This window comes from Pseudomonas pergaminensis (genome assembly GCF_024112395.2).
Taxonomy (GTDB): domain Bacteria; phylum Pseudomonadota; class Gammaproteobacteria; order Pseudomonadales; family Pseudomonadaceae; genus Aquipseudomonas; species Aquipseudomonas pergaminensis.
This window is the reverse complement of the sequence record NZ_CP078013.2, coordinates 593,682-611,231: the sequence shown is the minus strand read 5'-3', so window position 1 is coordinate 611,231 and position 17,550 is coordinate 593,682. Positions and strand designations below refer to the sequence as shown.

The following is a 17,550-nucleotide window of genomic DNA, read 5'->3' as shown; positions in this document are numbered from 1 at the left end:
GTTGTCGGATAATGCCCAGGTGGTGAAATTGGTAGACACGCCAGCTTCAGGTGCTGGTGATCGCAAGGTCGTGGAAGTTCGAGTCTTCTCCTGGGCACCAAATTCAGATTAAACCCGCGAAAGCGGGTTTTTTCGATTCAGGCCTTTGATTTTTAACGGAAAACTTGATTTATTTTTTCGAATCAGGGGTTTACAGATCAAAAAGCCCTCCGTATAGTTCGTTCCATCAACAGCGCAAGCGCTGCTGATAATGCCCAGGTGGTGAAATTGGTAGACACGCCAGCTTCAGGTGCTGGTGATCGCAAGGTCGTGGAAGTTCGAGTCTTCTCCTGGGCACCAAATTCAGATCAAACCCGCGAAAGCGGGTTTTTTCGTTTCTGGCGTTTAAAAACTCCGCCAGCAATTTCCCCCCTGCACCGCACTTGAGAAGTTTTATCGTTTATCCTTGCAATGATTTGTTGCACTCAAGTGAGGAACACCCCGGATGATGATCCGCGATACCCGTCTCAAGACATCCCTTCTGCGTGGCCTGACCATCACTCTGCTCGGCCTGACCCTGCTTTCACCCAGCGCCTATTCCGCCGACAAGGTGTCCCTGACCTTGTACAACGGCCAACACAAAGAAGTCGGCGATGAACTCGCCAAGGCCTTTGAGGCCAAGACCGGCATTCACGTCAACGTGCGCAAAGGCAGCAGCAACCAGCTGGCCAGCCAGGTTGTCGAAGAAGGTGACCGCTCCCCTGCCGACGTGATCTACACCGAAGAATCGCCCCCGCTGAACAAACTCGGCGAGCAAGGCCTGCTGGCCAAGATCGACGCCAGCACCCTCGACGTATTGCCCAAGGATTACGTGGGTGCCAATGGCGACTGGATGGGCGTGACCGCACGCACCCGCGTCGTCGCCTTCAACCCGAAGCTGATTGCTGAAAAAGACCTGCCGAAATCGGTACTGGATTTCGCCGGCCCCGAGTGGCAAGGCAAGGTCGGCTTCGTGCCGACCAGCGGCGCATTCCAGGAACAGGCCGTGGCGATCATCAAGCTGCACGGTCGCGAAGCGGCTGAAGAATGGCTGACCGGCCTGCGCGCCTTCGGCAAGGTGTACAGCAACAACATGGTTGCGCTGAAAGCCGTCGAAAACGGCGAAGTGGCCACCGTATTGGTAAACAACTACTACTGGTTCGCCTTGAAGAAAGAAAAGACCAACCTGGATTCCAAACTGCACTACTTCACCAATGGCGACGCCGGCGGCTTGATCACGGTGTCTTCGGCTGCGGCGCTGAAATCCAGCAAGCATCCCAAGGAAGCCCAGCAATTGCTCGCATTCATGGCCAGTGAAGAAGGCCAGCGCGTGATCACTAACACCTCGGCCGAATACCCGCTGCGCAAGGGTATGGAATCGAACCGCGGCCTGAAGCCTTTCAGCGAGCTGCAACCGCCGAAAGTCACCCCAGCGGACCTGGGCAATGCCGAAGAAGCCCTGGACCTGGAACGTGACGTTGGCTTGAACTGATGAACCCATCGCTACCCGCCCCCGCCTTGCGTGGGGGGTTGCGCCCAAGGCGCAAGCGCCCTTCGATCTGGCTGTTGCTGCCCGTAGTGTTCCTGGTGGGCTTGAGCCTGCTGCCACTGGCCTATGTCGGGCTCAAAGCCTGGCAAGCTGGCTGGGCGGAGGCGGTGCACCTGCTTTGGCGGCCGTATGTGTTCGGGCTGCTGCGCAACACCTTGGCGCTGATGGTCGGGGTGACGGTGGCGTGTGGCGTGATTGGCTTGTCCCTGGCCTGGCTGCTGGAACGCAGTAACCTGCCGGGGCGGCGCATCTGGGGCGTGATCCTGTGCCTCCCGTTTGCGGTGCCGGCGTTTGTCAGCAGCTTCACCTGGGTGTCCCTGAGCGCCAACTTCGAAGGGCTGGGCGGGGCGATCCTGGTGATGAGCCTGTCCAAGTACCCGCTGGTGTTTTTGCCGGTGGCGGCAACATTGCGCAATCTTGATCCCTCCCTGGAAGAATCCGCCCGCACCCTGGGACTGAACCGGTGGGGCGTATTCTTTCGCATCACTTTGCCTCTGCTGTGGCCGTCGCTGCTGGCCGGCGCACTGTTGATCGCGCTGCACATGCTGGTGGAATTCGGCGCACTGTCGATCATCGGGTTGCAGACATTTACCACCGCGATCTACCAGCAATTCGAACTGGAATTCAGCAACGCGAATGCCGCGATGCTGTCGGCGGTGCTGCTGGTGATGTGCCTGACGCTGCTGTGGCTGGAGCTGCGCGTACGCGGCAAGGGCCGGCATGTGCGAATCGGCCAGGGCGCGGCGCGGCATGCCGAGCAGGTTCGACTGGGCAAGTGGGCGCCACTGGGCCAGGTGTATTGCCTGGCATTGGCGATCATCGGCAGCGGCATTCCGCTGGGCATGCTCGGGTATTGGCTGGCAGTCGGTTCGTCAGCTGCGTTTCCGGTGGCCGAGATCGGTGAGGCGTTGCTGTCTTCCCTGGCACTTTCGCTGGGCGGCGCCGCACTGTGCCTGGTGCTGGCGGTACCGGTGGGGTTATTGGTGGTGCGCTACAAAGGCCAACTGGCGATTTGGGCTGAACGCTTGCCGTACCTGCTGCATGCGCTGCCCGGCCTGGTGATTGCGCTGACCCTGGTGTACTTCGCGCTGCACTACGTGCCGGCGCTGTACCAGACTTCGGCATTGCTGTTGATTGCTTATGCGCTGTTGTTTCTGCCATTGGCCCAGGCGCCGATTCGCACCGCCTTGAACAAGGCCGCCCCGCAACTGGAAGAAGCCGCGCGCACGCTCGGCGCTTCATCGTTCAGCGCGTTTTGCCGGGTGACGCTGCCGATCATCTTCCCAGCGTTGGGCGCGGCGTTTGCGCTGGTGTTCCTGGATGCGATGAAGGAATTGACGGCGACGCTGCTGCTCAGCCCGACGGGGTTGAATACCTTGGCGACGGCGGTGTGGGCGCACACTTCGAATGTGGAATTTGCGGCGGCGGCGCCCTATGCGGCGTTGTTGATTCTGGTGTCGGGGTTGCCGGTGTACCTGCTGACGACCCGGATGTATCTGAGCCGCTGAGAGCGCTATCGCCGGCAAGCCCGAGTCCCACACTTGGAATGCATTCCAAGGTGGGAGCCGGGCTTGCCCGCGATGACGCCGGAACAGGCGATGCTAGGCCCGGAACTGCCCCAGGCTTGCCTTCAATTGCGCCGCCAACCCATCCAGCACCTTGCCACTGGCCGTCGTCTCCACCACCGCCTGCGCAGCACGCTCAGCCTGAGCGTGGATCACTTCAACGCGACCACGCACCGCATGGGCGCCCTGGGCCTGATGCTCAGCCGCGCGCGTGGCCAAGCCAATCGCCGCATGCACCTGCTCCACCGAGGCCTGCACCGTCTGCTGCAAACGCACGCTGTCGCGCAGCACCAGCAAACCTTCGTTAGCCTGGCGCCCAGCCTTGCCGATGGTTTCCACTGCTTCGCGCGCGCCTTGCTGCAACGCCACGATATGCGCCTGGATATCACCGGTGGAGCTTTGGGTCTTGCTCGCCAGCGCCCGCACTTCGTCCGCCACCACGGCAAAGCCGCGCCCGGTCTCGCCGGCACGGGCCGCTTCGATTGCCGCATTGAGTGCCAGCAGGTTGGTTTGCTCGGCGATGCCATGAATGACGGTCAACACCACCTCGATCTGCTCGCTTTGCTGGGCCAGGCGTTCAATCACCTGGGACCCTGCCTGCACCTGGCCTGCCAACGCTTCGATCAGGCCGCCGACTTCGGCTGAAGTGCGCGAGTTCTCATCCGTGGCCTGGCGGATGTCCACCACCTGCTGCAACGCCGCCTGCATCGCATGGCTTTCGGCCTGCGCCTCGTCGGCCATTTGCGAGAGTGCGCGCAGGCTTTCGGCCACTTCATCGCGCTGCAAACCGGCTGCTGCGTCAGCACCGGCATTGCGCAAGGTCATGGCACCAATTTCCACGCCGGTACGCTGGGCCACATCGCCCGCCTCGCGCACGATCGGCTGCAACTTATCCACAAAGCGATTGACCGCCGAGGCCATGTCGCCAATTTCGTCCTTGCTGCTGATCTGCACGCGCTTGGTGAGGTCGCCCTCGCCTGCCGCCAGGTCGTCCATGGCTGCGATCAGCAACTTCAGACGGTTGACCACACGGCGGCCCAGCACGATGGCGATCAACAGCAATACGCCCAAGCCAACCAGCGCGAGCCCCATGCCGATGCGCCAGCGCAACGTGCCAGCAGCGTCCTGGACGGCGCTGGTGGTGTTGGCCGTCATCTGGGTGGCCGTCGCCTGCGCGGATTGCAGGCGGGCGCCCATGGCGGCAGCACTGTCGGCCGCCGCGCCTTTGAGGCTATCGCCGACCAACTGATCACCGCTGGCGATCAGCGCCGCGAAACGCTTGTCGAGCGCCTGCAGGTCAGCCTCAACCGACGCGGTCGAAACCCCCATGCGCACCTTGCCGATCTCGACCCCATTGGGGCTGATGGACGCTTCGACGTAGTAGACAGCAGGGTCGCTCTTGGCCGCGTCGAGTACTTTATCCAGCGCACGCTCACCCGCGCCTTTTGCCAGCAATGCCTGGTTGATCGGGTTTTCCCGGTTCAGGTAGCGGGTCAGATGCTCGCCCGCGGCGTCGTCATAGACCACGAACAACACGTTGGGATTGCGCTGGGCACGCCGGGCGAACTCCGACAGCGTCGGCACGTCGCTGTCCCACATGGCACGGGGCGCCACCGAGGCCAGCAGTTGCGCCATATCATTGGCGGAGTCCTGCAGGTCTTTTTCCAGGGTCGCACGCAGTTGCTTCTGCTCTTCCTGCAGGCGGGTCGAAAGCCCTGCCGTCAGACGCTGACGCGTACTGGTAGACAGGCTCTCCAGGCTAGACGTGACTTCCTTGCCCGCCTGCGCCAGTTCGCCAGACAGTTTCTGGCTGTCGACACTCAGTCGATTGCCTAAATCGGCTTCCAGCGCCGAGACCGTGCTACGTGTGAGGGCAACCGCCACCAGCACTTGCACCAAAAGAGCGATACCTAGGGTAACGAACACCGGCCGCAACAGACGGCTTTGTAACAATGAGAGAACGGCAGACATCTGAGAATCCCTCCACCACGGGTGCCATTAATTTGATAGCACCGCGAAAGAGAGAAGCAAAGCAAGGGTCGTGCCGCCCAGGCGGCAGAAACGACAAAGGGCTCCCGAAGGAGCCCTTTGCTTTTTACATCAACAGCTTATTAAGCGAACGGGTGACGCAGAACGATGGTTTCGTTGCGGTCCGGACCTGTCGAAATAATGTCAATCGGCGCACCGATCAGCTCTTCAACTCGCTTGATGTAAGCACGAGCATTGGCTGGCAGCTCTTCCAGGGTCTTGGCGCCCACGGTCGATTCGGACCAGCCCGGCACTTCTTCGTACACAGGCTGCAGGCCCACGTAGCTGTCAGCGTCGGTCGGAGCAACGTCCTTGCCTTCTGCATCTTTGTAGCCGATGCAGATGTTGATGGTTTCCAGGCCGTCGAGTACGTCCAGCTTGGTCAGGCAGATGCCCGAGATGCTGTTGACGTCGATAGCGCGACGCAGGATAACGGCGTCGAACCAGCCACAACGACGAGCACGGCCGGTGGTCGCGCCGAATTCGTGACCTTGCTTGGCCAGGTGAGCGCCGACTTCGTCGAACAGCTCAGTCGGGAACGGACCCGAACCTACGCGCGTGGTGTAAGCCTTGGTGATGCCCAGAATGTAGTCCAGGAACATCGGGCCCACGCCCGAACCGGTCGCAACGCCACCAGCAGTCGTGTTGGAGCTGGTCACGTACGGGTAGGTGCCGTGATCGATGTCCAGCAGCGAGCCTTGGGCGCCTTCGAACATGATGTCTTTGCCAGCACGACGCAGGTCGTGCAGCTCAGCGGTCACGTCCAGCATCAGCGGCTTGAGCAGCTCGGCGTATTCCTTGCACTCGGCCAGGGTCTTTTCGAACTCGATGGCGGGCTCTTTGTAGTAACCCACCAGCATGAAGTTGTGGTAATCCACCAGCTCACGCAGCTTGTCTTCGAAGCGCGGCATGTTGAGCAGGTCGCCCACACGCAGGCCACGACGTGCGACCTTGTCTTCGTAGGCCGGGCCGATGCCGCGACCGGTGGTACCGATCTTCAGCTCGCCACGGGCCTTTTCACGGGCCTGGTCCAGCGCAACGTGGAAGGACAGGATCAGCGGGCAGGACGGGCTGATACGCAGGCGCTCGCGCACCGGTACGCCTTTCTCTTCCAGCTTGGTGATCTCGCGCAGCAGGGCATCCGGTGCAACTACCACACCGTTGCCGATCAGGCACTGCACGCCTTCGCGCAGTACACCCGACGGGATCAGGTGCAAGACGGTTTTTTCGCCATCGATGACCAGGGTGTGGCCAGCGTTGTGGCCACCTTGGTAGCGCACTACGGCGGCAGCATGTTCGGTCAGCAGATCAACGATCTTGCCTTTGCCCTCATCACCCCATTGGGTGCCCAGGACTACGACATTCTTACCCATAACACTTGTCCTCATTCGCGCAAACTTGGTGCCGGCGATGGCCGGCAGGAAAACTCAAGAAGCCAGTGGCGATACTTGCCAAAGCCCGTTCTGCAGAATCAATTGCTGGTCGCAGTCCGCTTCACGGGCGGCGGCCAATGGCTGGCCAGGCAAGGCCTGGACAACACGCTGACCCTCACTGCGCAACTGGCAAACCTGCTGCCAGAGTGCTGCGTCCGTACTGTCGGGCATCCAAATGCCACCAGACGGCAGCTCGACCTCAGCACGCCCCAGGGTCACCAGGGTTTTCAAATCGGTGGAAAAGCCGGTGGCCGGACGCGCACGACCGAAGTCGGCGCCGATATCGTCATAACGACCGCCTTGGGCGATGGCCTGGCCAACACCCGGTACAAATACGGCAAACACCACACCGGTGTGGTAGTGGTAGCCACGCAACTCACCCAGGTCAAAGTACAGCGGCAGCTCCGGGAAGCGCGCCGACAACTGCTCGGCAATCGCCAGCACGTCGTCCAGTGCAGCCAAGACCGGTGCCGGCGCATTGGCCAGGCGCTCACGGGCAGCGACCAGCACTTCACGGCCGCCACACAGGTTCACCAGTGCGCGCAGCATGTCGGCCAGATCGGCAGGCACGCCAGCGGTCAAGGCGATGACTTCATCGATAGCCTTGCGCTGCAGGGCATCGAACAGCTGTTGTTCGACTTCACCAGACAAACCGGCCGCACGGGCCAGGCCACGGTAGATACCGACATGACCCAGGTCCATGTGGACATCCGGCACGTCGGCCAGTTGCAGCATGGCCAGCATCAAGCTAATCACTTCGACGTCGCTGCTTGGGCTGGCATCGCCGTACAACTCGGCGCCCAACTGGATCGGGCTACGGGACGACGACAACGCGCGCGGCTGTGCATGCAGCACGCTACCTGCGTAGCACAGACGGCTCGGACCTTCACGGCGCAGGGTGTGCGCATCGATGCGCGCCACTTGCGGCGTGATGTCGGCACGGAAACCCATTTGCCGGCCCGATTGCGGGTCGATGACCTTGAAGGTGCGCAGATCCAGGTCCTGGCCCGCGCCGGTCAGCAGCGATTCCAAGTACTCGATATGGGGGGTCACGACAAACTCGTAACCCCAGCTCTGGAACAGATCCAACACCTGGCGACGCGCTACTTCAATGCGCGCAGCTTCTGGTGGCAGTACTTCTTCGATGCCATCTGGCAGCAGCCAGCGGTCTACCGTTGCCATTACGCCATTCCCCTATGATCCGGGCGGCCAGCCCTCGGCCGAGCCTTGAGTGAAGCAGAAAATACCCGCCCCCTGCATAAACCACGCGCAAGAGCGACGTGACGAATGGCCTGCAAACGGCCTCGTCGGGCACTTTCCTCGAAAAACCTGTCACGCCTGCCGAATCAAACATGCAGACGCAAAAAAGCCGGGAATTTCCCGGCTGCCGCATCATACACCCGTTTTCCGAAAGGATCACCCCGCCAGGCGTTTTAGCCGCCCGACGGAGATGACACCTACAGAATCACAGGCTGGTTACTTGGACTTTTCCAGGTAGCGGAAGAAGTCGCTGCTTGGGTCCAGCACCATGACGTCGGTTTTGTTCGCGAAGCTTTCACGGTAGGCACGCAGGCTACGGTAGAACGCGTAGAACTCCTGGTCCTGGCCGTAGGCCTTGGCGTAGATCGCCGCAGCTTGAGCATCGCCATCACCACGGGCCTCTTCAGACTCGCGATAGGCTTCGGCCAGCAGTACACGGCGCTGACGGTCGGCATCCGCACGGATACCTTCAGCCAGCTCGTTACCCTTGGCGCGGTGCTCACGGGCTTCACGCTCACGCTCGGTGCTCATGCGCTCGAACACGCTGCGGTTCACTTCCTTCGGCAGGTCGATGGCCTTGACCCGGACATCGACAACCTCGATACCCAGCTCTTTTTCCGCCATCGAATTCAACGAACGCGTGATGTCAGCCATCAGCGCGTCACGCTCACCGGAAACCACCTCGTGCAGGGTGCGCTTACCAAATTGGTCACGCAGGCCCGATTCCAGACGACGCGACAAGCGCTCGTCAGCAATCTGCTTGAGGCCGGAGGTCGCGGTGTAGAAGCGCTCGGCATCCTTGACGCGCCACTTGGCGTAGGCGTCAACCATCACGGCTTTCTTTTCCAGGGTCAGGAAGCGCTGTGTCGGAGCATCCAGGGTCATCAGGCGGGCGTCGAACTTGCGCACCTGGTTGACGTAGGGAACTTTCACATGCAGGCCCGGCTGGACATCTGCCTGGACCACGCGACCGAATTGCAGCAGCACCGCACGCTCGGTCTGAGCCACGATGTAGAAGCAGTTCCAGGCAGCGATGACCACGACGACGCCCACAATCAGGGCGGTCAGCGATTTATTGCTCATCAACGACTCTCCCTGGTACGTGTTTGCTGTTGCAGCAAGTCAGCGGCCGCACGGGCGCTCGCTTCGTTGGCAGCGGCATTGGAACCGGTGGACGGTGCGCTGGTGCTGCTACGACCACCTTCGATCATCTTGTCCAGCGGCAGGTACAGCAGGTTGTTCTGCCCACCTTTGCTGCCGGTCACGAGAACCTTGCTGGTGTTGCTGAAGACTTCCTGCATGGTGTCCAGGTACAGACGTTCACGCGTGACTTCCGGCGCCTTGCGGTACTCGGCGACCAGCTTGGTGAAACGGTCCGCCTCACCCTTGGCGCGGGAGACCACTTCGTCGCGGTAGCCGTTGGCATCCTCGAGGATGCGCTGGGCCTGACCACGGGCTTCCGGCACGACGCCGTTGGCGTAGGTTTCAGCCTGGTTGCGCGAACGCTGCTCGTCTTCACGGGCACGGATCACGTCATCGAAGGCTTCCTGCACTTCGCGCGGTGCCGCTGCGCTCTGTACGTTCACCTGGGTGACGGTGATACCGGTGCGATAGGTATCGAGGAACCGTTGCAGCCGCTCCTTGATCTCGCTGGCCATCAACTCACGACCTTCGGTCAGCACCTGGTCCATCGCGGTAGAACCAACGACGTGGCGCAGGGCGCTTTCGGTAGCGTGTTGCAGGCTGATTTCCGGCTGGTCGACGTTCAGCACGAAGTCCTGCAGGTTGCTGATCTTGTACTGCACGGTCAGCGGCACTTCGACGATGTTCTCGTCTTCGGTCAGCATCTGGCCCTGCTTGGTGTAGGCACGCTCACGCGTGACGTTCTCCATGTACTTCTTGTCGATCGGCGGGAAATAGATGTTCAAGCCCGGGCCGACGGTCTCGTAGTACTTGCCGAAGCGCAGCACCACGGCCTGCTCCTGCTCGTCCACCACGTAAACGGCGCTGTACAGCCAGACGGCCGCCAGCACGACAAGACCCAGGCCCAGCAGGCCATAGCCACCGCCCTTGCTTGTGCGACCGCCGTCGTCACCACCACGTTTTTTTCCACCACCGAACAACCCATTCAGGCTTTCCTGCAGCTTTCGGAAGGCCTCGTCGAGATCTGGTGGCCCCTTGCGGTCGCCATTATTGCGGCGTTTACCACCCCAAGGATCCTGATTATTCGAGTTGCCACCCGGCTCATTCCAAGCCATAGCGCTCTCCATCTGATAAAGCAAAGACGCACCCACGGCGCGCCGACCAATGCTACAGAATGCCTGCCACTGCGGCACAACCGCTTTAGGAGGCTTTTATTGCAAAGTGTGTTGTTCGATAAACTCCGTCGGTACCACGCCTTCACGACTGACCAGCCGATTCAGCTCCGAGCGCGGCAATCGAACGGCCAGCAAGCTGACACCTTCTTCGTCGTGTTCTTCTTTCTGTACCGCGCCCAACTCAAAAAACTGTGCACGCAGTCGAGCAAAACGCTGGGGCAAGCGCAAGGTGCCGACGAACAAATCGCCGCCGAGCAGCTCGGCAATGGCTTGTTCAAGCAACTCAAGACCACTGCCATCACGCGCCGACAACCAGACCCGCTGGGGCTTGCCGTTCTCATCGCGCTGGATTTGTGGCTCAACGCCTTCAAGCAAATCGAGTTTGTTATAGACCTCGAGGATCGGCAAGTCCTGGGCACCAATCTCGCCCAGCACCAGCATTACCTGTTCTATCTGCAACATGCGATCCGGTTCGGCCGCATCGATCACGTGCAACAGCAGGTCGGAATTGCTCGACTCTTCGAGCGTAGACCGAAATGCCTCGACCAGCTTGTGCGGCAAGTGACGAATGAAACCCACGGTATCGGCCAGGACAATCGGCCCCAGGTCGTCCAGGTCCAGACGGCGCAGGGTCGGGTCGAGGGTGGCGAACAGTTGATCGGCCGCGTACACGTCCGACTTCGTCACGTTGTTGAAGAGCGTGGATTTGCCGGCGTTGGTATAGCCCACCAGGGACACGGTAGGGATATCCGCCCGAGTACGGCCGCGCCGCGATTGCTCGCGCTGGCTGCGGACTTTCTCGAGACGGCCCTTGATCTGGCGCAGGCGCACCCGCAGCAGGCGTCGGTCGGTTTCGAGCTGGGTTTCACCCGGGCCGCGCATGCCGATACCGCCACCCTGGCGCTCAAGGTGAGTCCAGCCGCGGACCAGCCGGGTGCTCATGTGGTCAAGCTGGGCCAGTTCAACCTGGAGCTTGCCTTCATGGGTACGGGCGCGCTGGGCAAAAATATCGAGAATCAGACCGGTACGGTCGATCACGCGACACTCGAAGACTCGTTCGAGGTTACGTTCCTGACTGGGCGTGAGGACGTGATTGAAGATCACCAGATCGGCTTCTTCGGCGTGGACCAGGTCGCGCAGTTCCTCGACCTTGCCGCTGCCTATCAGGAATTTGGCGGTTGGCCGATGACGCGGTACGTTAAAAAACGCAACGGTCTCGGCGCCGGCCGAATTTGCCAACTCCTGAAACTCCTGCGGATCTTCGCGCGCCTCAGGGTCCTGTCCATCCAAGTGAACGAGGATTACTCGCTCACCACCACCGTGGCGCTCAAAGAACAAAGGAGACTCCTATCAGGCGTTACCTGGCTCAGCGTCAACTGCATCATCACCTGCTGCGCTAGGCAGACGGATTGGACGAACAGGGACGACTGTCGAGATAGCGTGCTTGTAGACCATCTGACTGACGGTGTTTTTCAGCAGGATCACGAACTGGTCGAACGACTCGATCGTGCCTTGCAGCTTGATACCGTTGACCAGGTAGATGGAAACCCCCACTTTCTCTTTACGTAAAGTATTCAAGTAAGGGTCTTGTAGCGAATGCCCTTTTGACATGTGCCGCACTCCTTTAAGGATCAATAATAAAAAATCGGAAAATAGATAGCTTATGGCCGTCACACCCCCAAGGATAGACGGCAATTGCAAGGACTCAGCTCAATATGGAGACCGTTCCCAAGTATTTCAAGGCGCGTGACAGATTGTCGCTGTCCAGGCTGTCCAGCCAGTGCAAATCGCTCCAGCTGCGCAACCAGGTGAACTGGCGTTTCGCCAATTGGCGCGTGGCAATGATGCCGCGCTCCTGCATTTCGGCTGACGTCAGCTTGCCATCCAGATGATCCCAGACTTGGCGGTAGCCTACGGCACGTATCGAAGGTAACCCTGGATGCAGGTCACCTCTGGAACGCAGAGCTACGACCTCGTCCACAAACCCCTGTTCCAACATAATTGTGAATCTTTGTGCAATTCGTTCATGCAGCACCTGGCGATTTGCCGGAGCGATGGCCAGATTCGCCACAGTATAGGGCAATTGTGACTGTCCAGATGCGCCTGCGTCAGCACTTTGCGCACTTTGTTTCAGCCGATGTTCAGTCATGGTCTGCCCGCTCACACGCCAGACTTCCAACGCACGCGAAAGGCGCTGGGGATCATTGGGGTGAATACGCGCGGCGGATACTGGGTCGATGGCTGCCAACTGGTCGTGCAGGGCTTGCCAGCCAAGGCATGCAGCCTCTTCCTCAAGCTCGGCGCGCACCTGGGCGTCGGCTGGCGGCATATCCGCCAGGCCTTCCTGCAAAGCCTTGTAATAGAGCATTGTGCCGCCCACCAGCAGCGGAATATTGCCCCGCGCGGTGATGTCGGCCATGGCGGCCAGGGCGTCGTTGCGAAAATCCGCCGCCGAGTAGCTCTGCGCCGGGTCGATGATGTCGATCAGGCGGTGCGGATACTGGGCCAGCAATGCCTTGGAGGGCTTGGCGGTGCCGATGTCCATGTCCCGGTAAACCAGGGCAGAGTCGACACTGATCAGCTCGCACGGCAGCACCTTGGTCAGCTCGATGGCCAGGTCGGTCTTGCCGGCGGCCGTGGGGCCCATCAGGAAGATCGCGGGGGGCAAGGCACTCATCAACGGCCGCGCAGGAAGAGTTTGTCCAGATCGTCCAGGCCCATTTGGGTCCAGGTCGGTCGGCCATGGTTGCATTGCCCGCTGCGCTCGGTGTTTTCCATGTCGCGCAGCAAGCCGTTCATTTCCGGCAAGGCCAGGCGTCGATTGGCGCGAATGGCGCCGTGGCAGGCCATGGTGCCGAGCAGTTCGTTGATGTGCGCCTGGATACGGTCACTGGTGCCGTATTCCATCAGGTCCGCCAGCACGTCAGCGACCAGGCGGTTGGCCTCGGCCTGTTTGAGCAGGGCGGGAATCTGGCGGATGGCCAGGGTTTCCGGGCCCAGGCGCTGCAATTCAAAGCCCAGCTTCTGGAACACACTGTGGTGCTCTTCAGCGCAATCGGCCTCGCGCTGGCTGACCGCCAAGGACTCCGGCACCAGCAGTGGCTGGCCGCTGAGGCCTTCACTGGCCATGGCAATCTTGAGGCGCTCGTACATGATCCGCTCGTGGGCGGCGTGCATATCCACGAGCACCAGGCCGTGGGCGTTTTCCGCCAGGATGTAGATACCCTTGAGCTGGGCCAGCGCGTAACCCAACGGCGGAATATCTCCACCGCCCTCCGGCAAGGCGACAGGCGCCCCCGGCTCGGCCCCCGGCAGCGGCGCAAAAAATTCGCGATAGGCCGCCTGGGCCTCGGCCACTGGCACCGTCGACTGTGGGCGCGGGGTGTATTGGTACTGGTAACCCGAGCCAGAACCAGAACCTGGCGCGGTATACGACGGTTGCGGCTGCGGCGATTGCAGCAGGTTGGCCGCCAGGCTCATTTCGCCCTGGGGGCCGAATTCGCCGGCTTCCGGGCCGCTGGGCCGAACCACCGCCGTGACAATTGGCGCTGACAACTGATCATCCGGGCGCACATCGCCCAGGGTGCGGTGCAAGGTGCCATAGAGGAAGTCATGCACCATGCGTCCGTCGCGGAAGCGCACTTCGTGTTTGGTCGGGTGCACGTTGACGTCCACCACCGACGGGTCGACCTCGAAAAACAGCACAAACGTCGGGTGGCGCCCGTTGAACAGCACGTCGCGATACGCCTGGCGCACCGCGTGGGCCACCAGTTTGTCGCGCACCGCACGGCCATTCACAAAGAAGTACTGCAAGTCCGCCTGGCTGCGGGAGAACGTCGGCAACCCGACCCAGCCCCACAGCCGCAAGCCGTTGCGTTCGATTTCAATGGGCAGCGCTTGCTCTAAAAAGCCCGCGCCGCAAATCGCCGACACACGGCGCGCTCGCGCGGCGTCATCATTGGCCTCATGCAGGCTGAGGATGGTCTTGCCGTTGTGGCGCAGGTGGAAGGCCACGTCGAAGCGAGCCAGGGCCAGGCGCTTGATGACTTCTTGCAGGTGATCGAATTCGGTCTTTTCGGCCTTGAGGAATTTGCGCCGCGCCGGGGTGTTGAAGAACAGGTCGCGCACTTCCACCGACGTCCCGACTGGGTGCGCCGCCGGCTGGACCCGAGGCGCCATGTCGCGGCCTTCGGTTTCCACTTGCCAGGCCTGTTCGGCACTGCGGGTGCGGGACGTGAGAGTCAGGCGGGCTACGGAGCTGATGGAGGCCAGGGCCTCACCGCGAAACCCCAGGCTCATCACCCGTTCAAGGTCTTCCAGGTCGCGAATCTTGCTGGTGGCGTGACGCGCCAGAGCCAGCGGCAGGTCATCGGCGGAAATGCCGCTGCCATCGTCGCGCACGCGCAACAGCTTGACGCCGCCCTGCTCCACATCGACGTCGATGCGCTTGGCGCCGGAGTCGATGCTGTTTTCCAGCAGTTCCTTGATCACCGATGCGGGGCGCTCGACCACCTCGCCTGCCGCAATCTGGTTGGCGAGGCGCGGGCTCAGCAGTTCAATGCGCGATCCGCTGTTCAGGAGTGATTCACTCATTACTGCGCCGCCAATTCAGTGCCAGGGATAGTCAGCACCTGGCCAACCTTCAGTTCATCCGTCTTCAGGTTATTCGCGCTGCGCAAGGTAGCGGCGGACACCTGGAAACGTACCGCCAGCATGGCCAGGGTATCGCCTGGCTGCACGCGATGGTCACGCGGGCCCTGGGCGATTTTCCCCGAATCACGCAGCCAGGCGATGTAAGTGCCCGGCGGCGGGTTCTGCTGGAAGAACTGGCGGATACCGGCGCTGATCGAACGCGCCAGCGCCTGCTGGTGACTGGCACTGGCCAGCTTCGAGGCTTCGTTGGAATTGGAGATAAACCCGGTTTCCACCAGGATCGATGGGATATCCGGCGATTTCAGCACCATGAACCCGGCCTGCTCCACACGCTGCTTGTGCAGCGAGGTGACCCGGCCGATGTTGCTCAGCACCTTCTGGCCCACGTTCAAGCTGGACGTCAGCGAAGCAGTCATCGACAGGTCGAGCAGCACGCCGGCGAGCATTTTGTCCTTGTCATCGAGGGACACGTTGCCGGCCCCGCCGATCAAGTCGGAGCGGTTTTCACTGTCAGCCAGCCAACGCGCGGTCTCGGAGGTAGCACCGCGATCCGACAGGGCAAACACCGAGGCACCAAAGGCTGCGGTCGACGGTGCGGCGTCGGCGTGGATCGACACAAACAGATCGGCGCCTTTCTTGCGGGCGATTTCGGTACGGCCGCGCAAGGGGATGAAGTAGTCGCCGGTACGGGTCAGCTCGGCGCGATAGCCTTTCATGCCATTGACCTGGCGCTGCAGTTCGCGAGCGATGGCCAGCACCACGTCTTTTTCATGCTGGCCGCGTGAGCCGGAAGCGCCCGGATCTTCACCGCCGTGGCCGGCGTCGATCACTACGATGATGTCACGCTTGCCGGCCGGGGCCGGTGGCGGCGGTGGCAGCTTGACCTGCGGTTGCGACGGGTTGACCGGCACCGCCGGCACCGTGGCCACGCTCGGGGTTGGCGCGGGCGGAGGCGCGGCATCGGCGGCGTTGTCGAACAGGTCGACCACCAGCCGGTTGCCGTACTGGGCGTTGGGCGCCAGGGAGAAGCTTTTCGGGGTCACGACTTTTTTCAGGTCGATCACCACGCGCAAGTCGGTGGGCGTGCGCTGGGCCGAGCGCATCGCGGTAATCGGGGTATTGGCGGTGGAGACTTTCAACGGCGCGGCCAGGGTCGCGCCGTTGATGTCGATCACCAGGCGATCAGGCGACGTGAGGGTAAAGACGCTGTGCTGGACCGGGCCAGACAGGTCGAACACCAGTCGCGTGTTATCCGGCGCTCGCCACAGGCGAACACTCTTTACCTGAGAAGCAGCCAGAGCATTGACAGTCATTGCCGCAAGCAACACCCCCACGACAGCAACCAACGCGCGAAAGCGCATACCTAACCCCACCAATTATTTGAATTCCAATGCCAAAGCGGCGCACCACGACTGGCCACGCGCGCTCTGGGGCAACAACTTCAGCTGACGTCCGTGCTCATGCGGCGTAATGGTAATGGTCAGGTCCGGCTTTGGCAAAAAGCCTGTGCCTTTATCTGGCCACTCGATCAGGCACAACGCATCTTCATCGAAGTAATCGCGGATCCCCATATATTCCAGCTCTTCGGGGTCCACCAGGCGATAGAGGTCGAAATGGAACGCTCGCACGTCGCCAATCTCATAGGGTTCTACCAGGGTGAACGTCGGGCTTTTTACCGCGCCGGTGTGGCCCAACCCGCGAATGATCCCCCGGGACAGCGTGGTCTTGCCCGCCCCCAGGTCGCCTTCCAGGAAGATCAGCCCCGCCCCGGCCGTGACCTGGGCAATGCGCTGGCCGAAGCTGACCATGGCCTCTTCATCGGCCAGGAAAAGAATTACTTCAGACACGGCGACTGTTCCTCCAGCAATTGACGAATGGCGGGTATCAGGTCGCTTGCCGCCAGGCCGCGACCAAAGGTGCCCTGGCGATCTCCCGCGGTGGCGTGCAACCACACGGCCAGGCAGCTTGCCTCATAAGCCGGCATGCCCTGGGCCATCAGCGCGCCGACCAGGCCGGCAAGGACATCACCCAAGCCCGCCGTTGCCATCGCCGGATGGCCTTGGTCGCATCGCGAAATACGCCCGTCCGGGCTGGCAATCAAACTGCCAGCCCCCTTGAGAATAGCCACTGCGTTGAATTTCTGGCTCAACGCGCGCGCCACCTTAAGACGGTCAGCCTGAACCTCGGCTGTCGAGATCCCCAACAAGCGCGCGGCCTCCCCCGGATGCGGGGTAATCACGCAATCGGCCGGCAAACTGACGCTGCCGGTGGCGAGCTGATTCAACGCGTCGGCATCCCACACCTGCGGCAGGCTGGCGTTGGCCGCCACCGAAAGCAGGCTGTTGCCCCAGGACGCATCACCGAGCCCAGGCCCGATCACAATGACCGAGATCTTTTCCAGCAGACCCATCAGTTGATTGGCCGAGCTGACGCCTACAGTCATGACTTCCGGCAGGCGAGCCAGGGCGGCGGGCACATGCTCCAGGCGCGTCGCCAGGGACACCATGCCGGCGCCACTGCGCAAGGCACTTTCAGCACTCAGCAGCGCTGCGCCGCCGAAGCCACGGTCACCGCCAATGACCAGCAGGTGGCCGAACTGGCCTTTATGGGCGTCCGGGGAACGCGCAGCCAGTTGCGGCAAATGGCCGTGCAACAGTGGCTGTACGTCGGTTATTGCGTGTTTTGTCTGCGGCATGCGTCTTCAAGCTCCGATGTCTGGCAGAATT

General features: G+C 61.5%; 13 protein-coding genes, 2 tRNA genes and 2 pseudogenes. 4 read left to right on the top strand and 13 right to left on the bottom strand.

Annotation, left to right across the window (positions count from 1 at the left end):
* Positions 1-13 precede the first annotated feature (13 nt).
* From KUA23_RS02710 to KUA23_RS02695, 4 genes are all read left to right on the top strand, one after another.
* Positions 14-100: transfer RNA gene (locus KUA23_RS02710), tRNA-Leu, on the top strand.
* Between the two features lie 152 nt (positions 101-252).
* Positions 253-339 (top strand) — tRNA-Leu (locus KUA23_RS02705).
* Between the two features lie 145 nt (positions 340-484).
* Positions 485-1,510: an iron ABC transporter substrate-binding protein gene (locus KUA23_RS02700; RefSeq protein WP_100491620.1), complete on the top strand. Its 1,026-nt coding sequence runs from the start codon at positions 485-487 to the stop codon at positions 1,508-1,510.
* A complete protein-coding gene (locus tag KUA23_RS02695; protein ID WP_252993410.1) occupies positions 1,510-3,075 on the top strand; it encodes an ABC transporter permease in 1,566 nt (521 codons plus the stop codon). Before KUA23_RS02700 ends, KUA23_RS02695 begins: the two co-directional genes overlap by 1 nt.
* 93 nt (positions 3,076-3,168) lie before the next feature.
* Here the strand turns inward: KUA23_RS02695 and KUA23_RS30195 are convergent.
* The 13 genes and pseudogenes from KUA23_RS30195 to KUA23_RS02635 form a co-directional block, all read right to left on the bottom strand.
* Positions 3,169-3,675 (bottom strand): annotated as a pseudogene (locus tag KUA23_RS30195) (methyl-accepting chemotaxis protein); the annotation flags it as partial.
* 399 nt (positions 3,676-4,074) lie between these two features.
* Positions 4,075-4,128, bottom strand: a pseudogene (locus tag KUA23_RS30190) (hypothetical protein); the annotation flags it as partial.
* A gap of 1,115 nt (positions 4,129-5,243) precedes the next feature.
* Positions 5,244-6,533, bottom strand: coding sequence for an adenylosuccinate synthase (locus KUA23_RS02685; RefSeq protein WP_078046604.1), 1,290 nt, complete (start codon positions 6,531-6,533; stop codon positions 5,244-5,246).
* Between the two features lie 54 nt (positions 6,534-6,587).
* Positions 6,588-7,775 (bottom strand): ATP phosphoribosyltransferase regulatory subunit, encoded by a 1,188-nt coding sequence (locus KUA23_RS02680; RefSeq protein ID WP_034105702.1) that lies wholly within the window; start codon positions 7,773-7,775, stop codon positions 6,588-6,590.
* Positions 7,776-8,069: 294 nt separating this feature from the next.
* Entirely contained in the window at positions 8,070-8,936 is an 867-nt protein-coding gene (hflC, locus tag KUA23_RS02675; RefSeq protein WP_078046603.1) for a protease modulator HflC, read from the bottom strand.
* A complete protein-coding gene (gene hflK / locus KUA23_RS02670; RefSeq protein ID WP_028615515.1) occupies positions 8,936-10,111 on the bottom strand; it encodes an FtsH protease activity modulator HflK in 1,176 nt (391 codons plus the stop codon). Before hflK ends, hflC begins: the two co-directional genes overlap by 1 nt.
* A 96-nt stretch (positions 10,112-10,207) precedes the next feature.
* Entirely contained in the window at positions 10,208-11,509 is a 1,302-nt protein-coding gene (hflX, locus tag KUA23_RS02665) for a ribosome rescue GTPase HflX (protein ID WP_016976905.1), read from the bottom strand.
* A gap of 12 nt (positions 11,510-11,521) precedes the next feature.
* Positions 11,522-11,782 (bottom strand): RNA chaperone Hfq, encoded by a 261-nt coding sequence (hfq, locus tag KUA23_RS02660; RefSeq protein WP_028615514.1) that lies wholly within the window; start codon positions 11,780-11,782, stop codon positions 11,522-11,524.
* Positions 11,783-11,876: 94 nt separating this feature from the next.
* Positions 11,877-12,848: a tRNA (adenosine(37)-N6)-dimethylallyltransferase MiaA gene (miaA, locus tag KUA23_RS02655; RefSeq protein ID WP_078046602.1), complete on the bottom strand. Its 972-nt coding sequence runs from the start codon at positions 12,846-12,848 to the stop codon at positions 11,877-11,879.
* A complete protein-coding gene (gene mutL, locus KUA23_RS02650; protein WP_099493507.1) occupies positions 12,848-14,764 on the bottom strand; it encodes a DNA mismatch repair endonuclease MutL in 1,917 nt (638 codons plus the stop codon). The genes miaA and mutL overlap by 1 nt, the downstream gene beginning before the upstream one ends.
* The gene (locus KUA23_RS02645) at positions 14,764-16,185 is read right to left on the bottom strand and encodes an N-acetylmuramoyl-L-alanine amidase (RefSeq protein WP_078046600.1); all 1,422 of its coding nucleotides are present in this window, start codon (positions 16,183-16,185) and stop codon (positions 14,764-14,766) included. The genes mutL and KUA23_RS02645 overlap by 1 nt, the downstream gene beginning before the upstream one ends.
* Before the next feature lie 15 nt (positions 16,186-16,200).
* Positions 16,201-16,671, bottom strand: a complete 471-nt coding sequence (gene tsaE / locus KUA23_RS02640) for a tRNA (adenosine(37)-N6)-threonylcarbamoyltransferase complex ATPase subunit type 1 TsaE (protein ID WP_078046599.1) — start codon at positions 16,669-16,671, stop codon at positions 16,201-16,203.
* Positions 16,659-17,519 carry an NAD(P)H-hydrate dehydratase gene (locus KUA23_RS02635; protein WP_078046598.1) on the bottom strand — a complete coding sequence of 287 codons (861 nt, stop codon included), beginning with the start codon at positions 17,517-17,519 and terminating at the stop codon, positions 16,659-16,661. Before KUA23_RS02635 ends, tsaE begins: the two co-directional genes overlap by 13 nt.
* Between the last annotated feature and the right edge of the window lie 31 nt (positions 17,520-17,550).

Coding starts and splice junctions, on each gene's coding strand:
- KUA23_RS02700 (WP_100491620.1), top strand. CDS start 485: ATGATGATCCGCGATACCCGTCTCAAGACATCCCTTCTGCGTGGCCTG.
- KUA23_RS02695 (WP_252993410.1), top strand. CDS start 1,510: ATGAACCCATCGCTACCCGCCCCCGCCTTGCGTGGGGGGTTGCGCCCA.
- KUA23_RS02685 (WP_078046604.1), bottom strand. CDS start 6,533: ATGGGTAAGAATGTCGTAGTCCTGGGCACCCAATGGGGTGATGAGGGC.
- KUA23_RS02680 (WP_034105702.1), bottom strand. CDS start 7,775: ATGGCAACGGTAGACCGCTGGCTGCTGCCAGATGGCATCGAAGAAGTA.
- hflC (WP_078046603.1), bottom strand. CDS start 8,936: ATGAGCAATAAATCGCTGACCGCCCTGATTGTGGGCGTCGTCGTGGTC.
- hflK (WP_028615515.1), bottom strand. CDS start 10,111: ATGGCTTGGAATGAGCCGGGTGGCAACTCGAATAATCAGGATCCTTGG.
- hfq (WP_028615514.1), bottom strand. CDS start 11,782: ATGTCAAAAGGGCATTCGCTACAAGACCCTTACTTGAATACTTTACGT.
- miaA (WP_078046602.1), bottom strand. CDS start 12,848: ATGAGTGCCTTGCCCCCCGCGATCTTCCTGATGGGCCCCACGGCCGCC.
- mutL (WP_099493507.1), bottom strand. CDS start 14,764: ATGAGTGAATCACTCCTGAACAGCGGATCGCGCATTGAACTGCTGAGC.
- KUA23_RS02645 (WP_078046600.1), bottom strand. CDS start 16,185: ATGCGCTTTCGCGCGTTGGTTGCTGTCGTGGGGGTGTTGCTTGCGGCA.
- KUA23_RS02635 (WP_078046598.1), bottom strand. CDS start 17,519: ATGCCGCAGACAAAACACGCAATAACCGACGTACAGCCACTGTTGCAC.